A 16,788-nucleotide genomic window follows, 5' to 3' on the forward strand; every position below is an offset into this window, starting at 1 on the left:
TTACTTATACCTGATGGCCGGGTTAATGGCGGCGTAGAGCACGTCCACCACTAAGTTGATAAGAATAAATTCCAGCGAGAAAAGCAGGACTTCCGCCTGAATCACCGGGTAGTCGCGCATCTCGACGGAATCGACCAGCAGGCGTCCCAGCCCCGGCCAGTTGAAGACCTTTTCCACCACGATAGAGCCGCCCAGCAGGAAGCCAAACTGCAGCCCCATCATCGTCACCACCGGGATCATCGCGTTGCGGAACCCGTGCTTGAGAATGACCCACTTCTCGCTGACCCCTTTCGCCCGCGCGGTGCGAATATAATCTTCGCTCAGCACGTCAACGAACGAGGCGCGGGTAAAGCGGGCCATCACGGCCGACACGGCAGCCCCAAGCGTCATGGAAGGCAGGATGTAATGCTTCCAGGTATCGGCCCCGACGGTGGGCAGCCAGCCCAGCTCAACGGAGAAGATCTGCATCAGCAGCATCCCCAGCGCGAACGCCGGGAAAGAGATGCCGGTGACCGCCAGCGCCATGCCGAGCTTGTCCGGCCAGCGGTTGCGCCAGACGGCAGCGACAATACCGGCGCCAAGCCCAAACACGACTGCCCAGCTCATGCTGGCAATCGTCAACCAGAACGTCGGCATAAAGCGGGTGGCGATCTCCTCCGAAACCGGGCGACGCGACACCATCGAAATACCAAAGTCACCCTGAAGAACGTTGCCAATATAGTGCAGAAACTGCATATACAGAGGCTGGTCAAGACCCAGCTGTTTACGCACCAGCTCAATGACCGTGGCATCCGCTTCGGGCCCGGCAACCAGACGCGCCGGATCGCCCGGCAGCATATGGACAAACAAAAACACCAGCACCGCCACAATCAGCAGCGTCGGAATAAGCCCCAGCAGGCGTTTACAAACATAATTCAGCATGGGCGTTATTTTAAATCCGCATCGTCAAAGCTAAAGCCCGTATCAGGCATGATGTAGAACCCGGTCAACGCTTTGTTATGGGCTGACACCAGCTTCTCCACCACCAGCGGCACCCACGGCGACTCTTTCCAGATGATGTCCTGTGCGTCCTTATAGAGACGAGCTTTCTCGTCCGGTTTAGTGGTTTTCAGGGCATCGGCAAGGTCTTTGTCCACCTGCGGGTTGCTGTAGAACGCGGTGTTGAACAGGGTTGGCGGCCAGTTCTGCGAGGCAAACAGCGGCGACAGCGCCCAGTCGGCTTCACCAGTCGATGCCGACCAGCCGGTGTAGAACATCCGCACGCCGCTCTCTTTCTGCCCTTTGCCCTCCACTTCTGCCGCACGCTGTGCGGCATCCATTGCCGTGACCTGTACCTTGATACCCACCTGCGCCAGCTGCTGCTGGGTAAACTGCAGCACCTTCTGGGCGGTGCTGTGATTATGCGACGACCACAGCGTGGTGCTAAAACCGTTCGGGAAGCCCGCCTCTTTCAGCAGCTCGCGCGCTTTAGCCGGATCGTACGGCCACGGCTGATAGCTTTGCGCATAGGCGATAGCCGGCGGCAGCACGCCGGTGGCCGGGGTGGCATAGCCCGCAAAAGCGACCTTCACCAGCGCCTGACGGTTAATGGCATAGTTAATAGCTTCGCGCACCTTCGGGTTATCGAACGGCTTTTGCGTGACGTTCATGCTGATGTAGCGCTGCATGATCGACGGGCTGGCGACCAGCTCCAGCTTGCTGTTTTTCTGCAAAATGGCGGCCTGCTCATACGGGATCGGGAAGGCAAACTGCGCCTCGCCGGTTTGCAGCATCGCCGCGCGGGTGTTGTTGTCCACCACCGGGCGCCAGGTGATGGTATCCAGCTTCGGCAGCCCCTGCTGCCAGTATCCCGCGAACTTCTTCACCTTCACAAAATCGGTCTGGTTCCAGGTGAGCAGTTCGTAAGGGCCGGTGCCAACAGGGTGGAAACCGATCTCTTTGCCGTATTTCTGCAGCGCGGCAGGGGAAATCATCGCCGTTGCCGGATGCGCCAGAATATTGATAAACGCGGAGAACGGCTCTTTCAGGGTGATTTTTACCGTCGCCGGGTCGACCACCTCGGTTTTGGCGATGTTTTTATAAAGGTTATAGCGCTTGAGGCTGTTTTCAGGATTGCTGGCGCGATCGAGGTTAATCTTCACCGCCTCCGCATTGAAGTCTGTCCCGTCCTGGAACTTCACGCCGGTTCTGAGCTTGATGGTGTAGACCAGCCCGTCGTCGGACACGGTGTACCCCTCCGCCAGCACGTTTTTGAGCTTCATCTCTTTATCCAGGCCGAACAGGCCCTGGTAGAACGATTTCGCCACCGCCTGAGAGAGCGTGTCGTTGGCGTCATACGGATCGAGCGTGGTGAAATTGGAGCCGACGGCAACCACCACATCTTTGGCAGCGAACGCGGGGGCAGCGGCCAGGGCTGCCGTCACGCTCGCGGCTAACAACCATCTACGCGCTACAAATGTAACCATTGTGTTCTCCTGCCTGTTGTAAGTTATAACCGCGAAAAAGCATTGTCCTGACGCGGGGGAGCGACGAAATGACCCGGCTCGACCTCGCGAAGCGTCACGCGCTCCACGGCCTCGCCGAGTTTATGAATATTACCCGGCATATCATCCTGCAGCAGCACGCGCTGGCCGTGACGATGCGCGGGATCGGCAACCGGAACCGCCGCAATAAGCTTGCGGGTGTACGGGTGCTGCGGGTTCTCGAACACTGCCCTTCGCGGCCCAATCTCCACGATCTGCCCCATAAACATTACCGCCACGCGATGGCTGATGCGCTCGACCACCGCCATGTCGTGCGAGATAAACAGGAAGGCGATACCCATATCCCGCTGTAAATCAAGCAGCAGATTGATGATTTGCGCCCGGATAGAGACATCCAGCGCAGAGACGGATTCATCCGCAATCACCACTTTCGGGTTCAGCGCCAGCGCGCGGGCGATGCAGATACGCTGCCGCTGCCCGCCGGAAAACTCGTGCGGATAACGCCAGGCGTGTTCCGGCTTCAGGCCAACGCGCTCCAGCAGCCAGGCCACGCGACGCTGCGCCGCCTCGCCGTCGAGCAGGTTATGCACCCGCAGCGGCTCCATGATCGAATACCCCACCGTATGGCGCGGATCGAGGGAGGCATACGGATCCTGAAAAATAAACTGAATATCCCGCCGCACCGCCTGCAGCCTGCTGTCCGGAAGGGTATCAATGCGCTCGCCGTTAAAGGTGATGCTGCCCTCCTGAGATTCCACCAGACGGAGCAACGCGCGCCCGGTCGTGGATTTACCGCAGCCGGACTCCCCCACCAGCGCCAGCGTTTCGCCCGGCCAGAGGTCGAAGCTGACGTTTTCCACCGCGTGCACTTCGCGCTTCACCCGGTTCAACACGCCGCTGCGCAGCGGAAACCGGGTGACCAGATTTCGTACTTCCAGAATGGGCTTGCCCGGCACCACGGTGTCCTGCTCGCGTTCATCCTCCTGCAGCTCAGACGCCTCGAGGGAAATCAGCGGAAAACGGCGCGGCAGATCGCTGCCGTTCATCGCCCCCAGGCGCGGGACCGCCGCCAGCAGCGCTTTGGTGTAAGGGTGCGCGGGCGCGTGAAAAATCTGCTCGACCGGGCCGGTTTCTACCGCGCAGCCCTTATGCATCACCAGTACGCGATCGGCGATATCGGCAACCACACCCATATCGTGGGTGATAAAGATCACCCCCATCTCCATCTCCTGCTGCAGCACGTTGATGAGCTGCAGGATCTGCGCCTGAATGGTCACGTCCAGCGCCGTTGTCGGCTCGTCGGCAATGAGCACCGCCGGACGGCAGGAGAGCGCCATGGCAATCATTACCCGCTGGCGCATGCCGCCGGAAAGCTGATGCGGATAGCGGCCCAGAATGGCCTGCGCCTCCGGAATGCGCACCAGCTCAAGCATCCGTCGGGCCTCTTTGAGCGCTTCGTCGCCGCTCAGCCCTTGATGCAGGCGGATAGACTCGGCAATTTGCTCCCCGATCGGGAACACCGGGTTCAGGGAGGTCATCGGCTCCTGAAAGATCATCGCAATGTCCGCCCCGCGCACGCCCTGCATCTGCGCACCGCTCAGCTCATTTAAATCAATGACCTGACGGTTACGGCGGCGCAGGAGCATTTTCTCGCTGCTGATTTGCCCGCCCGTCTGTTCCAGCAGGCGCATCAGCGCCAGCGCGGTGACCGATTTCCCGGAACCGGATTCGCCAACAATCGCCAGCGTCTCGCCGCGCCTGAGCGTGAACGATAAATTCTGTACTGCGGGGAAGAACCGCCGCTCTTCCTGAAACGCAATATTCAGCTGATGGACAGCCAATACTTCGCGGTTGTCCAGCTCTTCACTGTGCGGCACGCGCTGCCCCCTTATTCACGATAGATCCCCGTGCTCGGCTCATCACCGGCATAGCCCCAGGCGCGATACATGCCTTCGCTGTTGAACGGCAGGGCCAGGTTGCCCTCACGATCCACCGCAATGAGTCCGCCGACGCCGCCCAGGGCAGGCAGTTTTTCCATCACCACGCGCTCACAGGCCTCGCTCAGGCTTAAGCCGCCGTAATCCATCAGCGCGGTAATGTCGTAGGCCGCGAGGGCGCGAATAAACACTTCCCCGGTGCCGGTACACGACACCGCCGCCGTCGCGTTATTGGCATAGCAGCCCGCACCCGGCAGCGGGCTGTCGCCGACGCGTCCAGGCAGCTTGTTGGTCATCCCGCCCGTTGACGTCGCCGCCGCGAGGTTTCCGGCTTTATCGAGTGCCACCGCGCCGACCGTGCCCATTTTGCTGCGCTCATCCAGCGGCGCAGTATGGTCAAGCTGCGTCATGCCCGCCGAACGAGCTTCCAGTAACTGCTGATAGCGCGCTTCCGTGGAAAACAGATCGGGCGATACCGGCTCCATCCCGTGCTCAAAGGCAAAGGTCTCCGCCCCGGCCCCCGTCAGCAGCACGTGCGGACTCTCTTCCATCACCAGACGCGCGGCCAGCACCGGGTTACGCAGGTGACTGACGCCCGCCACGGCGCCCGCTTTCAGGGTAATACCGTCCATCACGCAGGCATCCAGCTCGTGCGTTTCATTCCGGGTAAAGACCGAACCGATCCCCGCATTAAATAACGGGCACTCTTCCAGCAGGCGCACCGCCTCGGTGACCACGTCCAGCGCGCTTTCGCCCGCTTCCAGCATTCTCTGGCCCGTTTCCACAATGGCGTACAGCGCGTCGATGTAGCGCTTTTCCTGCTCGGGACTGAGCTGTGCTCGGGTGATTGCCCCGGCGCCACCATGAATTGCGATTACCGCATTAACCATTCACATCACCCGTTAGCCTGTTTTGCGGCTTTTTCTATAAATATCATTATCGTCGACGAAACTTCAGATGATTTTTGAATATAGAAAGACGTAACAGTGATGTAAAGCGTGCACCCTTCGGTCATACAGTTAGCCGCACTTTTCTGCCATAATGGACGCTTTCGTTGTTACTCCGCAGGAGCCCACCATGGATTTTACCGCCGGACTGATGCCGCTTGAGACGGCACTCACGCAGATGCTTGACCGAGTTTCCCCGCTGCATGACGTTGAGACGCTGCCCCTCCTGCGCTGTTTTGGCCGTATTGCCGCGCGCGATATCGTCTCTCCGCTTAACGTGCCGGGGTTTGATAACTCCGCGATGGACGGTTACGCGGTACGCCTGGCGGATCTCAAGACGGGTAACGCTCTGCCGGTGGCGGGTAAAGCCTTTGCGGGTCAGCCGTTTAGCGGTGAATGGCCTGCGGGCACCTGCGTGCGCATCATGACCGGCGCGCCGGTTCCGGCAGGTTGCGACGCCGTGGTGATGCAGGAAGAGACCGAACAGACCGACGACGGCGTGCGTTTTACCGCCAGCGTCAAAGCAGGCCAGAACATCCGCCGTACCGGCGAGGACATTACCCTCGGCGCTACGGTTTTTACCGCCGGGCAAAGGCTGACGGTGGCGGAGCTGCCGGTGCTGGCCTCGCTCGGCATCGCGGAAGTCGACGTTATTCGCAAAGTGCGCGTCGCCGTCTTCTCCACCGGCGACGAGCTGCAGCTTCCGGGCCAGCCGCTGCAGGACGGCCAGATTTACGATACCAACCGCCTGGCGGTACACCTGATGCTGGAGCAGCTGGGCTGCGAGGTCATTAACCTCGGCATTATTCCAGACGATCCGGAAAAACTGCGCGCGGCGTTTATCGAGGCGGATAAATCCGCCGACGTGGTCATCAGCTCCGGCGGCGTTTCCGTGGGCGAAGCGGATTACACCAAAACCCTTCTTGAAGAGCTGGGTGAAATCGCCTTCTGGAAGCTTGCAATCAAGCCGGGCAAGCCGTTTGCGTTTGGCAAGCTTTCACACAGCTGGTTCTGCGGCCTGCCGGGTAACCCGGTCTCGGCGGCACTCACCTTTTACCAGTTGGCGATCCCGCTGCTGGCGAAGCTTTCCGGCAACAAGGCCAGCCCGCTGCCGGAACGCGTGCGCGTGCGTGCTGCCACGCGGATGAAAAAATCACCGGGTCGTCTCGATTTTCAGCGCGGCATTCTGTCGCGCAACGCGGACGGTGAGCTCGAAGTGAGTACCACCGGGCACCAGGGCTCACACATTTTCAGTTCCTTCAGCCAGGGCAACTGCTTTATCGTGCTGGAGCGCGAGCGCGGCAACGTGGAAGCCGGCGAATGGGTTGAGATAGAGCGCTTTAACCACCTGTTCGGAGGCTGATATGACGGTGGAGCTGAGCGACCCGGAGATGATGCGCTACAACCGCCAGATTGTGCTGCGCGGGTTTGATTTCGAAGGTCAGGAAGCGCTCAAGGCGGCCAGCGTGCTGGTCGTCGGGCTGGGCGGGCTGGGCTGCGCAGCCGCGCAGTACCTTGCCGCGGCGGGCGTGGGCAGGATGACGCTGCTGGATTTCGATACCGTGTCGGTGTCCAACCTGCAGCGCCAGACGCTGCACAGTGACGCGACGGTGGGCCAGCCGAAAGTGGAATCCGCAAGGGCTGCGCTGGCGCGCATCAACCCCCACGTTCAGTTCACGCTGATTGACGCAATGCTGGATGACGACGCGCTCTCCGCGCAGATTGCCCGGCACGATCTGGTGCTGGACTGCACCGATAACGTCACCGTCCGTAACCAGCTCAACGCGGGCTGTTTTGCCCATAAAACGCCGCTGGTTTCCGGCGCTGCTATCCGCATGGAGGGGCAAATCAGCGTCTTCACGTACGCCGAGGGTGAACCCTGCTACCGCTGCCTGAGCCGTCTGTTTGGCGAGAATGCGCTGACCTGCGTTGAGGCGGGCGTGATGGCGCCGCTCGTCGGCGTGATTGGTTCATTGCAGGCAATGGAAGCGATCAAGGTGCTGGCGAATTACGGCACGCCAGCAACGGGGAAAATCGTGATGTATGACGCGATGACCTGCCAGTTCCGCGAGATGAAGCTGATGCGTAACCCGGGATGTGAGGTGTGCGGAGGTTAAAGCAAACGGCAACCTTCAGGTTGCCGTTTTAGTGTTTGCTCCCTCTCCCTGTGGGAGAGGGTTGGGGTGAGGGCATCAGGCCGCACCCGTCAAATCGACGTCCTGCCAAACGCCCCCAGCCAGTCCTGCTCAAACTTCACAATTGCCGCATCTACCGCAGGAGAGGCAATAAACTGCTGCGCCACGTCCAGCGGCAGCGTGATGGACTTGCACCCTGCCAGCAGGCAGTCCAGCGCCTGACGCGGGGTTTTAAAGCTCGCGGCCAGCACCTTTGACTGCGGCGCGTGCAGCGTCAGCAGCTGTTGCAGCTCAATTACGGTCTGGATCCCGTCCCCGCCCTGCGCGTCCACGCGGTTAACGTAAGGGGCCACATACTCCGCCCCCGCCAGCGCGGACAACATCCCCTGCGCAGCACCGTATACCGCCGTGCCCAGCGTCGGGATCCCTTCCGCTTTTAGCATCTTGATCGCCGCCAGCCCTTCTGCGGTTACCGGCACTTTCACCACCAGATCGTTAATGATGGCGCGAAGCTTACGCGCGTCTTCCACCATCCCTTCGGCGGAGGTCGCCATCACCTGTGCGAACAGACGACCTTTACCACCAAGCGCGTCGTGCAGCGCGGGCAGCAGTTCATCGAGCGGCGTTTTACCGGCAGCTACGATGCTTGGATTGGTGGTCACGCCCGCCAGCGGGAAGATACGCGCCAGCTTTTTGACTGCCGCAACGTCAGATGTGTCGAGATAAAGTTCCATGATGTCACCCTCAAAATTAGCCTGTACTTACCCTATCACGACAAAACCTGCTGAAGAGTTGACCTGCATCAAGATACCTTTCATTCGAAAGTAATTTAATCTTCATATGCAATATGAGAGGCAAAAACATGATCTTCAATATTCAGCGTTACTCTACCCACGACGGCCCCGGTATTCGTACCGTGGTGTTCCTGAAAGGCTGCTCGCTGGGCTGTCGCTGGTGCCAGAACCCGGAAAGCCGCTCCCGCAGCCGGGACGTGCTGTTTGATGCACGTCTGTGCCTGGACGGCTGCGACCTGTGCCAGCAGGCTGCGCCGGGCTGCATCGAACGCGCGCTGAATGGCCCGATCATCCACCGCGAAAAGCTGAGTGAAGAGACGCTTAATGCTCTCACCGACTGCTGCCCGACGCAGGCGCTGACCGTCTGTGGCGAAGAACAGCAGGTCGAGGAGATCATGGCGACCGTACTGCGCGACAAGCCCTTCTACGACCGCAGCGGTGGCGGGATCACCCTCTCCGGTGGCGAGCCGTTTATGAACCCGGATCTGGCGCACGCTCTGTTTAAAGCCAGCCACGAACAGGGTGTCCACACCGCCGTGGAAACCTGCCTTCACGTGCCGTGGCACTATATCGAGCCGTCATTACCGTACGTCGATCTGTTCCTCGCCGACCTGAAGCATGTCGACGGTGACGTTTTCAAGCAGTGGACGGACGGTTCGGCTAAGCGCATCCTGGATAACCTGAAACGCCTGGCCGCCGCAGGGAAAAAAATCACCATCCGCGTACCGCTCATCCAGGGCTTCAACGCAGATGAAGCCTCCATAACCGCCATTACCAACTTCGCTGCCGATGAACTCGGCGTCGACGATATTCATTTTCTGCCGTATCACACGCTGGGCATGAACAAATACACCCTGCTCGGCCAACCCTACTCTGCCCCTGACAAACCGCTGGATAACCCTGCTCTGCTGGACTTTGCGCAGCAGTACGCCCGCCAGAAAGGGTTAACCGCGACCTTACGAGGATAAACTTATGACCACCCTGAATCTCAATACCCTCAGCGAACGCATTAAGGCGCACAAAACGGCCCTGGTGCATATCGTCAAGCCGCCGGTATGTACCGAGCGCGCGCAGCATTACACCGAAATGTACCAGCAGCACATGGACAAGCCGATCCCGGTGCGTCGCGCTCTGGCGCTGGCGCATCACCTGGCCGAACGTACCATCTGGATCAAACACGACGAGCTGATTATCGGTAACCAGGCAAGCGAGGTGCGCGCCGCGCCGATCTTCCCGGAATACACCGTCTCCTGGATTGAGAAAGAGATCGACGACCTGGCAGACCGCCCGGGCGCGGGCTTTGCGGTGAGCGAACAGAACAAGCGTGTGCTGCACGAGATCTGCCCTTGGTGGCGCGGCCAGACGGTGCAGGATCGCTGCTACGGCATGTTCACCGACGAGCAGAAAGGCCTGCTGGAAACCGGCATTATCAAAGCCGAAGGCAACATGACCTCAGGCGACGCGCACCTGGCGGTGAACTTCCCGCTGGTGCTGGAGAAAGGTCTCGACGGCCTGCGCGCCAAAGTGGCCGAACGCCGCTCGCGCATCAACCTGACGGTGCTGGAAGACCTGCACGGCGATCAGTTCCTGAAGGCGATCGATATCGTGCTGGAAGCGGTAAGCCTGCACATCAAACGTTTTGCCGACCTGGCGCGTGAAATGGCCGCGACCGAAACCCGCGAAAGCCGCCGCGACGAGCTGCTGGCAATGGCGGAAAACTGCGACGTGATTGCCCACGAGCCGCCAAAAACCTTCTGGCAGGCGCTGCAGCTGTGCTACTTCATTCAGTTGATCCTGCAGATTGAGTCCAACGGCCACTCCGTGTCGTTTGCGCGGATGGACCAGTATCTCTATCCGTACTACCGCCGCGACGTGGAGCTGGACCAGAGCCTGGATCGCGAGCACGCCATCGAGCTGCTGCACAGCTGCTGGCTGAAGCTGCTGGAAGTGAACAAGATCCGCTCCGGCTCGCACTCCAAGGCCTCCGCCGGTAGCCCGCTGTACCAGAACGTCACCATTGGTGGTCAGAAGCTGGTTAACGGCGAGCCGATGGACGCGGTGAACCCGCTCTCCTACGCGATCCTGGAGTCCTGCGGTCGCCTGCGCTCCACCCAGCCGAACCTGAGCGTGCGCTATCACGCGGGCATGAGCAACGACTTCCTCGATGCCTGCGTGCAGGTGATCCGCTGCGGCTTCGGGATGCCGGCGTTCAACAACGATGAAATCGTCATTCCGGAATTCATCAAGCTCGGCGTTGAGCGCGACGACGCCTACGACTACGCGGCCATTGGCTGTATCGAAACCGCAGTGGGCGGCAAGTGGGGCTATCGCTGCACCGGCATGAGCTTCATCAACTTCGCCCGCGTGATGCTGGCCGCGCTGGAAGGCGGCCGCGACGCCACCAGCGGCAAGGTATTCCTGCCGCAGGAGAAAGCGCTCTCTGCAGGTAACTTCGATAATTTCGAGGAGGTGATGGCAGCCTGGGATAGCCAGATCCGCTACTACACCCGCAAATCCATTGAAATTGAGTACGTGGTGGACACCATGCTGGAAGAGAACGTCCACGATATTCTCTGCTCGGCGCTGGTGGACGACTGCATCGAGCGCGCGAAAAGCATCAAGCAGGGCGGCGCGAAGTATGACTGGGTCTCCGGCCTGCAGGTGGGTATCGCCAACCTCGGCAACAGCCTGGCGGCGGTGAAAAAGCTGGTGTTCGAACAGGGCACTATCGGCCAACAGCAGCTGGCGGCGGCGCTGGCGGATGACTTCGACGGGCTGACTCACGAGCAGCTGCGTCAACGTCTGATTAACGGCGCGCCGAAGTACGGTAACGACGATGACAGCGTGGATATGCTGCTGACCCGTGCTTATCAGACCTACATTGAAGAGCTTAAGCAGTATCACAACCCTCGCTACGGCCGCGGCCCGATTGGCGGTAACTACTACGCGGGCACGTCCTCCATCTCCGCAAACGTGCCGTTTGGCGCGGCGACGATGGCAACGCCGGACGGACGTAAGGCACACACGCCGCTGGCGGAAGGGGCAAGCCCGGCTTCTGGTACGGACCACCTTGGCCCGACGGCGGTAATTGGCTCGGTGGGCAAACTGCCGACCGAAGCGATTCTCGGCGGCGTGCTGCTGAACCAGAAGCTGAATCCGTCAACGCTGGAAAACGACAGCGATCGCCAGAAGCTGATGGTGCTGCTGCGCACCTTCTTCGAGGTGCATAAGGGCTGGCATATTCAGTACAACATTGTCTCCCGCGAAACGCTGCTGGAGGCGAAGAAACACCCTGACCAGTATCGTGACCTGGTGGTGCGCGTCGCGGGTTACTCGGCGTTCTTCACCGCCCTGTCGCCGGATGCACAGGACGATATTATCGCCCGTACTGAGCATACGCTGTAACGGTATATCCCCTCAGGGGAAATGCGCACGCTGATGCCCTCACCCCGACCCTCTCCCACGGGGTGAGGGAGAAAACACTAAAAACGGCAACCTCGGTTGCCGTTTTGCTTTTACTTTCGAATGAAATTAAATTTGTGCTCCCCGTCACCTTGTTATTAGAATGTTTCAAAACGCAGTGACCCAGGAGCACAGTATGACCGTTAAAGTTATCGTCACCGATATGGACGGAACTTTCCTTGATGATGCCAAGCAGTACGATCGTGACCGCTTCCAGGCACAGTTTGAACAGCTTAAAGCCCGCGATATTGAATTCGTTGTCGCCAGCGGCAACCAGTATTACCAGCTCATTTCCTTCTTTCCGGCGCTAAAAGATCGGATCTCCTTCGTGGCGGAAAACGGCGCGCTGGTGTTTGACCGCGGAGAACAGATTTTTCACGGCGAGCTGACCCGCCATGAATCGCAGATCGTGATTGGCGAACTGCTGAAAGACAAAGGGCTGAACTTCGTGGCCTGCGGGCTGGAGAGCGCCTACGTCAGCGACAAAGCCCCGGACGCCTTCGTGGCGCTGATGTCAAAGCACTACCACCGCTTAAAGCGCATCAGCGATTACCGCGACATTGACGACGTGCTGTTTAAGTTCTCCCTGAACCTGCCGGATAGCGATATCCCGAATCTGGTGGATAAGCTGCACGTCTCCCTGGACGGCATCATGAAGCCGGTCACCAGCGGCTTTGGGTTTGTCGATTTGATTATCCCCGGCCTGCACAAAGCCAACGGCATCAGCCGTCTGCTGAAACGCTGGAAAATCTCCCCTCAGGAGTGCGTGGCCATTGGCGACAGCGGCAATGATGCCGAGATGCTGAAGCTGGTAAAATTTTCCTTTGCGATGGGTAACGCGGCGGAAAGCATCAAAGAAATCAGCCGCTACAGCACCGACGACAACAACCATCAGGGCGCGCTGAACGTCATTCAGGCCGTGCTCGACAACCATTCCCCGTTCGACGCCTGATCTTCTCCTCGCCGGAGCCTTGCTCCGGCAGCCTCACTCTTTTCCCGTCCTGTGGCTTGCGTCAAGTTTTTAAACTTGCATTAACTTAATTTTAACTTAAAGTATCACTTGTAGACATTTTGACTTTCGAATGAAAGATGCGAGGCAGTTATGACCTTTACCAGTGAAACTTTGCCGGCGGATCACAAAGCGGCAATCCGTCAGTTGAAACGTGAACTGCGCGCGCAGATCGGCGACGTGCAGGCGGTGTTTAATAAGCTCAGCGATAAAATTGCCACCCGCGTGGCGGAAATCAACGCTCTTAAGAACAAAGGCGAATCCGTCTGGCCGGTGATTCCGTTTGCGGATGTGAAAAACGGCACGATTACCAACGCACAGCGCGAGGCCGTTAAACGCCGCGGCTGCGCGGTGATTAAAGGTCACTTCCCCCGCGAGCAGGCGCTGGCGTGGGATCAGTCGATGCTCGACTACCTCGATCTGAACAAGTTTGACGAAGTGTACAAAGGGCCTGGCGATAACTTCTTCGGCACCTTAACGGCCTCCCGTCCGGAGATTTACCCGATCTACTGGTCGCAGGCGCAGATGCAGGCGCGCCAGAGCGAAGAGATGGCGCAGGTACAGTCGTTCCTGAACCGTTTATGGACGTTCGAGAGCAACGGCAAGCAGTGGTTCGACCCGGATGTGAGCGTGATTTATCCGGATCGTATTCGCCGCCGTCCGCCGGGAACCACCTCGAAAGGACTTGGCGCACATACCGACTCCGGCGCGCTGGAGCGCTGGCTGCTGCCGGCCTATCAGCAGGTCTTTGCCCGCGTGTTTGACGGCAACGTCGAGAAATACGATCCGTGGAACGCCGCGCACCGTACCGAAGTGGAAGAGTATACCGTCGATAACACCACCAAATGCTCGGTATTCCGCACCTTCCAGGGCTGGACCGCGCTGTCGGACATGATCCGCGGTCAGGGGCTGCTGCACGTGGTGCCAATCCCCGAAGCGATGGCGTACATTCTGCTGCGTCCGCTGCTGGACGACGTGCCGGAAGACGAGCTGTGCGGCGTGGCGCCGGGGCGCGTGTTGCCGGTTTCCGAGAAGTGGCACCCGCTGCTCATCGAAGCATTAAGCAGCATTCCGGCGCTCGACGCGGGCGATTCCGTGTGGTGGCACTGCGATGTGATCCACTCCGTCGCGCCGGTGGAAAATCAGCAGGGCTGGGGCAACGTGATGTACATTCCTGCCGCGCCGATGTGCGAGAAGAACCTCGCGTACGCCAAAAAGGTCAAGGAAGCGCTTGAAACCGGCGCGTCACCGGGAGATTTCCCGCGCGAAGATTATGAAAAGAGCTGGCAGGACCGCTTTACCGTGAACGATCTCAACATCCACGGCAAGCGCGCGCTGGGCATGGTTTAACTGTCATACAAACCTTCCCGCTCAACGGCGGTGCGTCGTTTCCCCTGACGTATCCGCCGTACCGATTCCCGAACGGCCAGCGTGCCGTTAAGCAGTAACGTCCCCACCGGCGCGTCCGGGCGCATGAGCCGCTGCTGGAGCATATAAACCGCTTCCGTTCCCAGCTCATCGCGGGGAACGTGCACGGCCGTTAATGGAACATCCTGGATTGCCGCCAGGTTAAACCCGTCAATGCTCATCACCGACACGTCCTGCGGCACGCGCAATCCTCTTTTTTGCAATGCGCTGATGGTGCCCGCCGCCATAAAATCGCCGCCAACCAAAAATGCGGTTGGCAAATCCTTGCCCTGCATTTCGCTGAGCCAGCTGCTGACTACCTGTTCACTTTCGCGTGCGCTGAAGCTGGGCACCACCAGCAGATCGCGCTTGTCGTTGAATTTCAGGTTGTGAGACTGCCACGCGTCGCGGATCCCCGCCAGGCGAAGCTCCATGGTATAGCGGCGCAGGCACAGCACGCTCATTACCTCACGGTGTCCCATCTCAAACAGATATTCCGCCGCCCGCTCGCCAATGGCGCGATGATCCGGCGCGACGGCAGGCAGGCGCATGTGGCGGTCACGGCAGTTAATCAGCATGCAGGGTTTGCCGACATCCACAGCCAGATCGTGGATATGCGGGTCGTCGATGCCAAGAAGGATTGCCGCCTGAGTATCCGCCTCGTTCATGCGCGCCAGAAACAGTTGGGCATCGCTATCGTTCTCTTCCAGCGCGCAGTAGCGCAAGCGCACATCGTGGGATGCAAGGCCTTTACTCACGCTCTGGATCACACGGTAGTAAAAGATGTCGGACCGCTCGTCGAACGCACGCTGAGGGGCAAAAACCACCAGGCTATTGAGCAGCAGCCGTCCCGCCGCCATACCCTCCATCACCCCCAGCTCCCGCGCGCACGCCAGCACCTTTGCGCGCGCCTTTTCGCTGGTATTCGCTTTTCCCGCCAGCACCCGCGACACGGTGCTGATCGAGAGCTGTGTGCGGGCCGCGATTTCGGTGATTTTTAGCCTTTTGTCCATTTTGTGATCTGGCTCCATTTGCGAAATGAAAAAATTTTCATAGCGTATTCGTCAGGCAATTACTGACATAAATACCATCTTGCCAGAGACTTTTCGTCAGTTATGAGAAATTTTGCACAAAATCCACTTTTGCCAACTCATTTTCTTCCTTAAGGTGAACTTGTCACACAACTTCCATACTAGTTGCATACCAGATTAAGAATTTTAAACGGATAAAAATCAAAGACATAAAAATCCGTGTGACACCTGAACCTCCGTCCCCTTACCGTCCGTCTTGTGGAGAGTAAAATGAGTCAGGACATCAATAACACCGTTGCGACAAGCAAAACCCGTCGCGTCATCAAGAACCTGCGCTGGTATGTGCTGGTGCTGTTCTTACTTGGCGTTACCGTTAACTACATCACCCGAAACTCGCTCGGGATCCTCGCCCCGGAACTGAAAGAGAGCCTCGGGATCACCACCGAGCAGTACTCCTGGATCGTAGGAGCCTTCCAGATCGCCTACACCATTTTCCAGCCCCTGTGCGGCTGGCTGATTGACGTCATTGGCCTGAAGATTGGCTTTATGGTCTGCGCCGGGATCTGGGCTCTGATGTGTATTTTCCACGCGGGTGCCGGAAGCTGGCTGCACCTGGCCATTCTGCGCTTCTTTATGGGTGCCTCTGAGGCCGCCGCTACCCCGGCGAACGCCAAAACCATCGGCGAATGGTTCCCGAAATCAGAGCGTCCCGTTGCTGCCGGCTGGGCGGGCGTGGGCTTCTCCATTGGCGCGATGCTGGCTCCGCCTATCATCTACTTCGCTCACGCCTCGTTCGGCTGGCAGGGCGCGTTTATGTTTACCGGCGTGCTGGCGCTGCTGTGGGTGATCCTGTGGTGGGCGTTCTACCACAACCCGGAGCAGCACCCGAACCTGAGCAAGGACGAGCTGGCGTTTATCAAGCAGGATAACGAACCGCCTGCCGTCAAACTGCCCTTCCTGACCGCGCTGAAAACCGTCTCGAAAAACAAACGCTTCTACGGTATCGCCATCCCCGCCTTTATGGCGGAACCGGCCTGGGCGGTGCTGAGCTTCTGGGTACCGCTGTACCTCGCCAAAGAGCACGGTATGGACCTGAAGCAGATTGCGATGTTTGCCTGGCTGCCGTTCCTCGCCGCCGACCTCGGCAGCGTGGCGAGCGGCTACCTGACGCGTCTGTACACCCGTCTGTTCGGCTGCTCCCGCGTTAACTCGGTCGTCGCCAGCTCCGTGACCGGCGCGTTCCTGATGATCTCGCTGGCCATCGTGGCCATTACCCGCGACCCGTATATCACCATCGTGCTGATCTCCATCGGCGGCTTCGGGCACCAGATCATCTCCTGCATGCTTAGCGCCCTGGTCGTGGAGTCGTTCGACAAAGGTCAGATGGCTACCGTAAACGGCATGCGCGGCTCGGCGGCGTGGATCGCCAGCTTCCTGTTCTCGCTGTTAATCGGTGTGACCGCCGACAAAATCGGCTTTAACCCGCTCTTTATCGCCATGGGCTTCTTTGACCTGATTGGCGCCGTCTTCCTGGTAGCATTTATTGCTGAACGTCGCGCCAAGCGCGCCTGATAGTGGATGTA

At 59.2% G+C, this 16,788-nt stretch carries 13 protein-coding genes; 7 read left to right on the forward strand and 6 right to left on the reverse strand.

Translation table 11 applies throughout. The features are described 5' to 3' along the window. From gsiC to iaaA, 4 genes are read right to left on the reverse strand one after another with little or no spacing between them, the layout of a single operon-like run. A complete protein-coding gene (gsiC, locus tag USH94_RS07170) occupies window positions 1-921 on the reverse strand; it encodes a glutathione ABC transporter permease GsiC (protein ID WP_111963862.1) in 921 nt (306 codons plus the stop codon). 5 nt (window positions 922-926) lie between these two features. Then, window positions 927-2,465: a glutathione ABC transporter substrate-binding protein GsiB gene (gsiB, locus tag USH94_RS07175; RefSeq protein ID WP_111963861.1), complete on the reverse strand. Its 1,539-nt coding sequence runs from the start codon at window positions 2,463-2,465 to the stop codon at window positions 927-929. Between the two features lie 23 nt (window positions 2,466-2,488). Further along, entirely contained in the window at window positions 2,489-4,360 is a 1,872-nt protein-coding gene (gsiA, locus tag USH94_RS07180) for a glutathione ABC transporter ATP-binding protein GsiA (protein WP_111963860.1), read from the reverse strand. An 11-nt stretch (window positions 4,361-4,371) separates the two neighbouring features. Continuing rightward, window positions 4,372-5,310 carry a beta-aspartyl-peptidase gene (gene iaaA / locus USH94_RS07185; protein WP_111963859.1) on the reverse strand — a complete coding sequence of 313 codons (939 nt, stop codon included), beginning with the start codon at window positions 5,308-5,310 and terminating at the stop codon, window positions 4,372-4,374. Window positions 5,311-5,497: 187 nt separating this feature from the next. Between iaaA and moeA the strand changes: the two genes are divergently transcribed. Both moeA and moeB read left to right on the forward strand, forming a co-directional pair. Continuing rightward, the gene (gene moeA, locus USH94_RS07190) at window positions 5,498-6,730 is read left to right on the forward strand and encodes a molybdopterin molybdotransferase MoeA (RefSeq protein ID WP_111963858.1); all 1,233 of its coding nucleotides are present in this window, start codon (window positions 5,498-5,500) and stop codon (window positions 6,728-6,730) included. Window position 6,731: 1 nt separating this feature from the next. Next, the gene (moeB, locus tag USH94_RS07195; RefSeq protein WP_320731317.1) at window positions 6,732-7,484 is read left to right on the forward strand and encodes a molybdopterin-synthase adenylyltransferase MoeB; all 753 of its coding nucleotides are present in this window, start codon (window positions 6,732-6,734) and stop codon (window positions 7,482-7,484) included. 89 nt (window positions 7,485-7,573) lie between these two features. On the opposite strand, the gene fsa is transcribed toward moeB, so the two are convergent. After that, window positions 7,574-8,236, reverse strand: coding sequence for a fructose-6-phosphate aldolase (fsa, locus tag USH94_RS07200; protein WP_111963857.1), 663 nt, complete (start codon window positions 8,234-8,236; stop codon window positions 7,574-7,576). 128 nt (window positions 8,237-8,364) lie between these two features. On the opposite strand from fsa, the gene USH94_RS07205 reads away from it, so the two are divergent. The 4 genes from USH94_RS07205 to USH94_RS07220 all read left to right on the forward strand — a co-directional run bounded on the left by USH94_RS07205 (window position 8,365) and on the right by USH94_RS07220 (window position 14,117). After that, entirely contained in the window at window positions 8,365-9,264 is a 900-nt protein-coding gene (locus USH94_RS07205; RefSeq protein WP_111963856.1) for a glycyl-radical enzyme activating protein, read from the forward strand. 4 nt (window positions 9,265-9,268) lie between these two features. Beyond that, a complete protein-coding gene (locus tag USH94_RS07210; RefSeq protein WP_111963855.1) occupies window positions 9,269-11,701 on the forward strand; it encodes a formate C-acetyltransferase/glycerol dehydratase family glycyl radical enzyme in 2,433 nt (810 codons plus the stop codon). A gap of 193 nt (window positions 11,702-11,894) precedes the next feature. Beyond that, window positions 11,895-12,710: a Cof-type HAD-IIB family hydrolase gene (locus tag USH94_RS07215; protein WP_111963854.1), complete on the forward strand. Its 816-nt coding sequence runs from the start codon at window positions 11,895-11,897 to the stop codon at window positions 12,708-12,710. 150 nt (window positions 12,711-12,860) lie between these two features. Then, the gene (locus USH94_RS07220) at window positions 12,861-14,117 is read left to right on the forward strand and encodes a DUF1479 domain-containing protein (RefSeq protein WP_111963853.1); all 1,257 of its coding nucleotides are present in this window, start codon (window positions 12,861-12,863) and stop codon (window positions 14,115-14,117) included. Here the strand turns inward: USH94_RS07220 and USH94_RS07225 are convergent. Further along, window positions 14,114-15,187: a LacI family DNA-binding transcriptional regulator gene (locus tag USH94_RS07225; protein WP_111963852.1), complete on the reverse strand. Its 1,074-nt coding sequence runs from the start codon at window positions 15,185-15,187 to the stop codon at window positions 14,114-14,116. The genes USH94_RS07220 and USH94_RS07225 overlap by 4 nt on opposite strands. A 288-nt stretch (window positions 15,188-15,475) precedes the next feature. Between USH94_RS07225 and USH94_RS07230 the strand changes: the two genes are divergently transcribed. Beyond that, a complete protein-coding gene (locus USH94_RS07230; RefSeq protein ID WP_024908695.1) occupies window positions 15,476-16,777 on the forward strand; it encodes an MFS transporter in 1,302 nt (433 codons plus the stop codon). The last annotated feature ends 11 nt before the right edge of the window (window positions 16,778-16,788 follow it).

It is taken from the genome of Enterobacter sp. 148H3 (assembly GCF_034107425.1).
Classification (GTDB): Bacteria; Pseudomonadota; Gammaproteobacteria; order Enterobacterales; family Enterobacteriaceae; genus Enterobacter; species Enterobacter vonholyi.

What these genes read in the sequence shown, in the direction of transcription:
- gsiC (WP_111963862.1), bottom strand. Translation starts at nt 921, where the DNA reads ATGCTGAATTATGTTTGTAAACGCCTGCTGGGGCTTATTCCGACGCTG.
- gsiB (WP_111963861.1), bottom strand. Translation starts at nt 2,465, where the DNA reads ATGGTTACATTTGTAGCGCGTAGATGGTTGTTAGCCGCGAGCGTGACG.
- iaaA (WP_111963859.1), bottom strand. Translation starts at nt 5,310, where the DNA reads ATGGTTAATGCGGTAATCGCAATTCATGGTGGCGCCGGGGCAATCACC.
- moeA (WP_111963858.1), top strand. Translation starts at nt 5,498, where the DNA reads ATGGATTTTACCGCCGGACTGATGCCGCTTGAGACGGCACTCACGCAG.
- moeB (WP_320731317.1), top strand. Translation starts at nt 6,732, where the DNA reads ATGACGGTGGAGCTGAGCGACCCGGAGATGATGCGCTACAACCGCCAG.
- fsa (WP_111963857.1), bottom strand. Translation starts at nt 8,236, where the DNA reads ATGGAACTTTATCTCGACACATCTGACGTTGCGGCAGTCAAAAAGCTG.
- USH94_RS07205 (WP_111963856.1), top strand. Translation starts at nt 8,365, where the DNA reads ATGATCTTCAATATTCAGCGTTACTCTACCCACGACGGCCCCGGTATT.
- USH94_RS07210 (WP_111963855.1), top strand. Translation starts at nt 9,269, where the DNA reads ATGACCACCCTGAATCTCAATACCCTCAGCGAACGCATTAAGGCGCAC.
- USH94_RS07215 (WP_111963854.1), top strand. Translation starts at nt 11,895, where the DNA reads ATGACCGTTAAAGTTATCGTCACCGATATGGACGGAACTTTCCTTGAT.
- USH94_RS07220 (WP_111963853.1), top strand. Translation starts at nt 12,861, where the DNA reads ATGACCTTTACCAGTGAAACTTTGCCGGCGGATCACAAAGCGGCAATC.
- USH94_RS07225 (WP_111963852.1), bottom strand. Translation starts at nt 15,187, where the DNA reads ATGGACAAAAGGCTAAAAATCACCGAAATCGCGGCCCGCACACAGCTC.
- USH94_RS07230 (WP_024908695.1), top strand. Translation starts at nt 15,476, where the DNA reads ATGAGTCAGGACATCAATAACACCGTTGCGACAAGCAAAACCCGTCGC.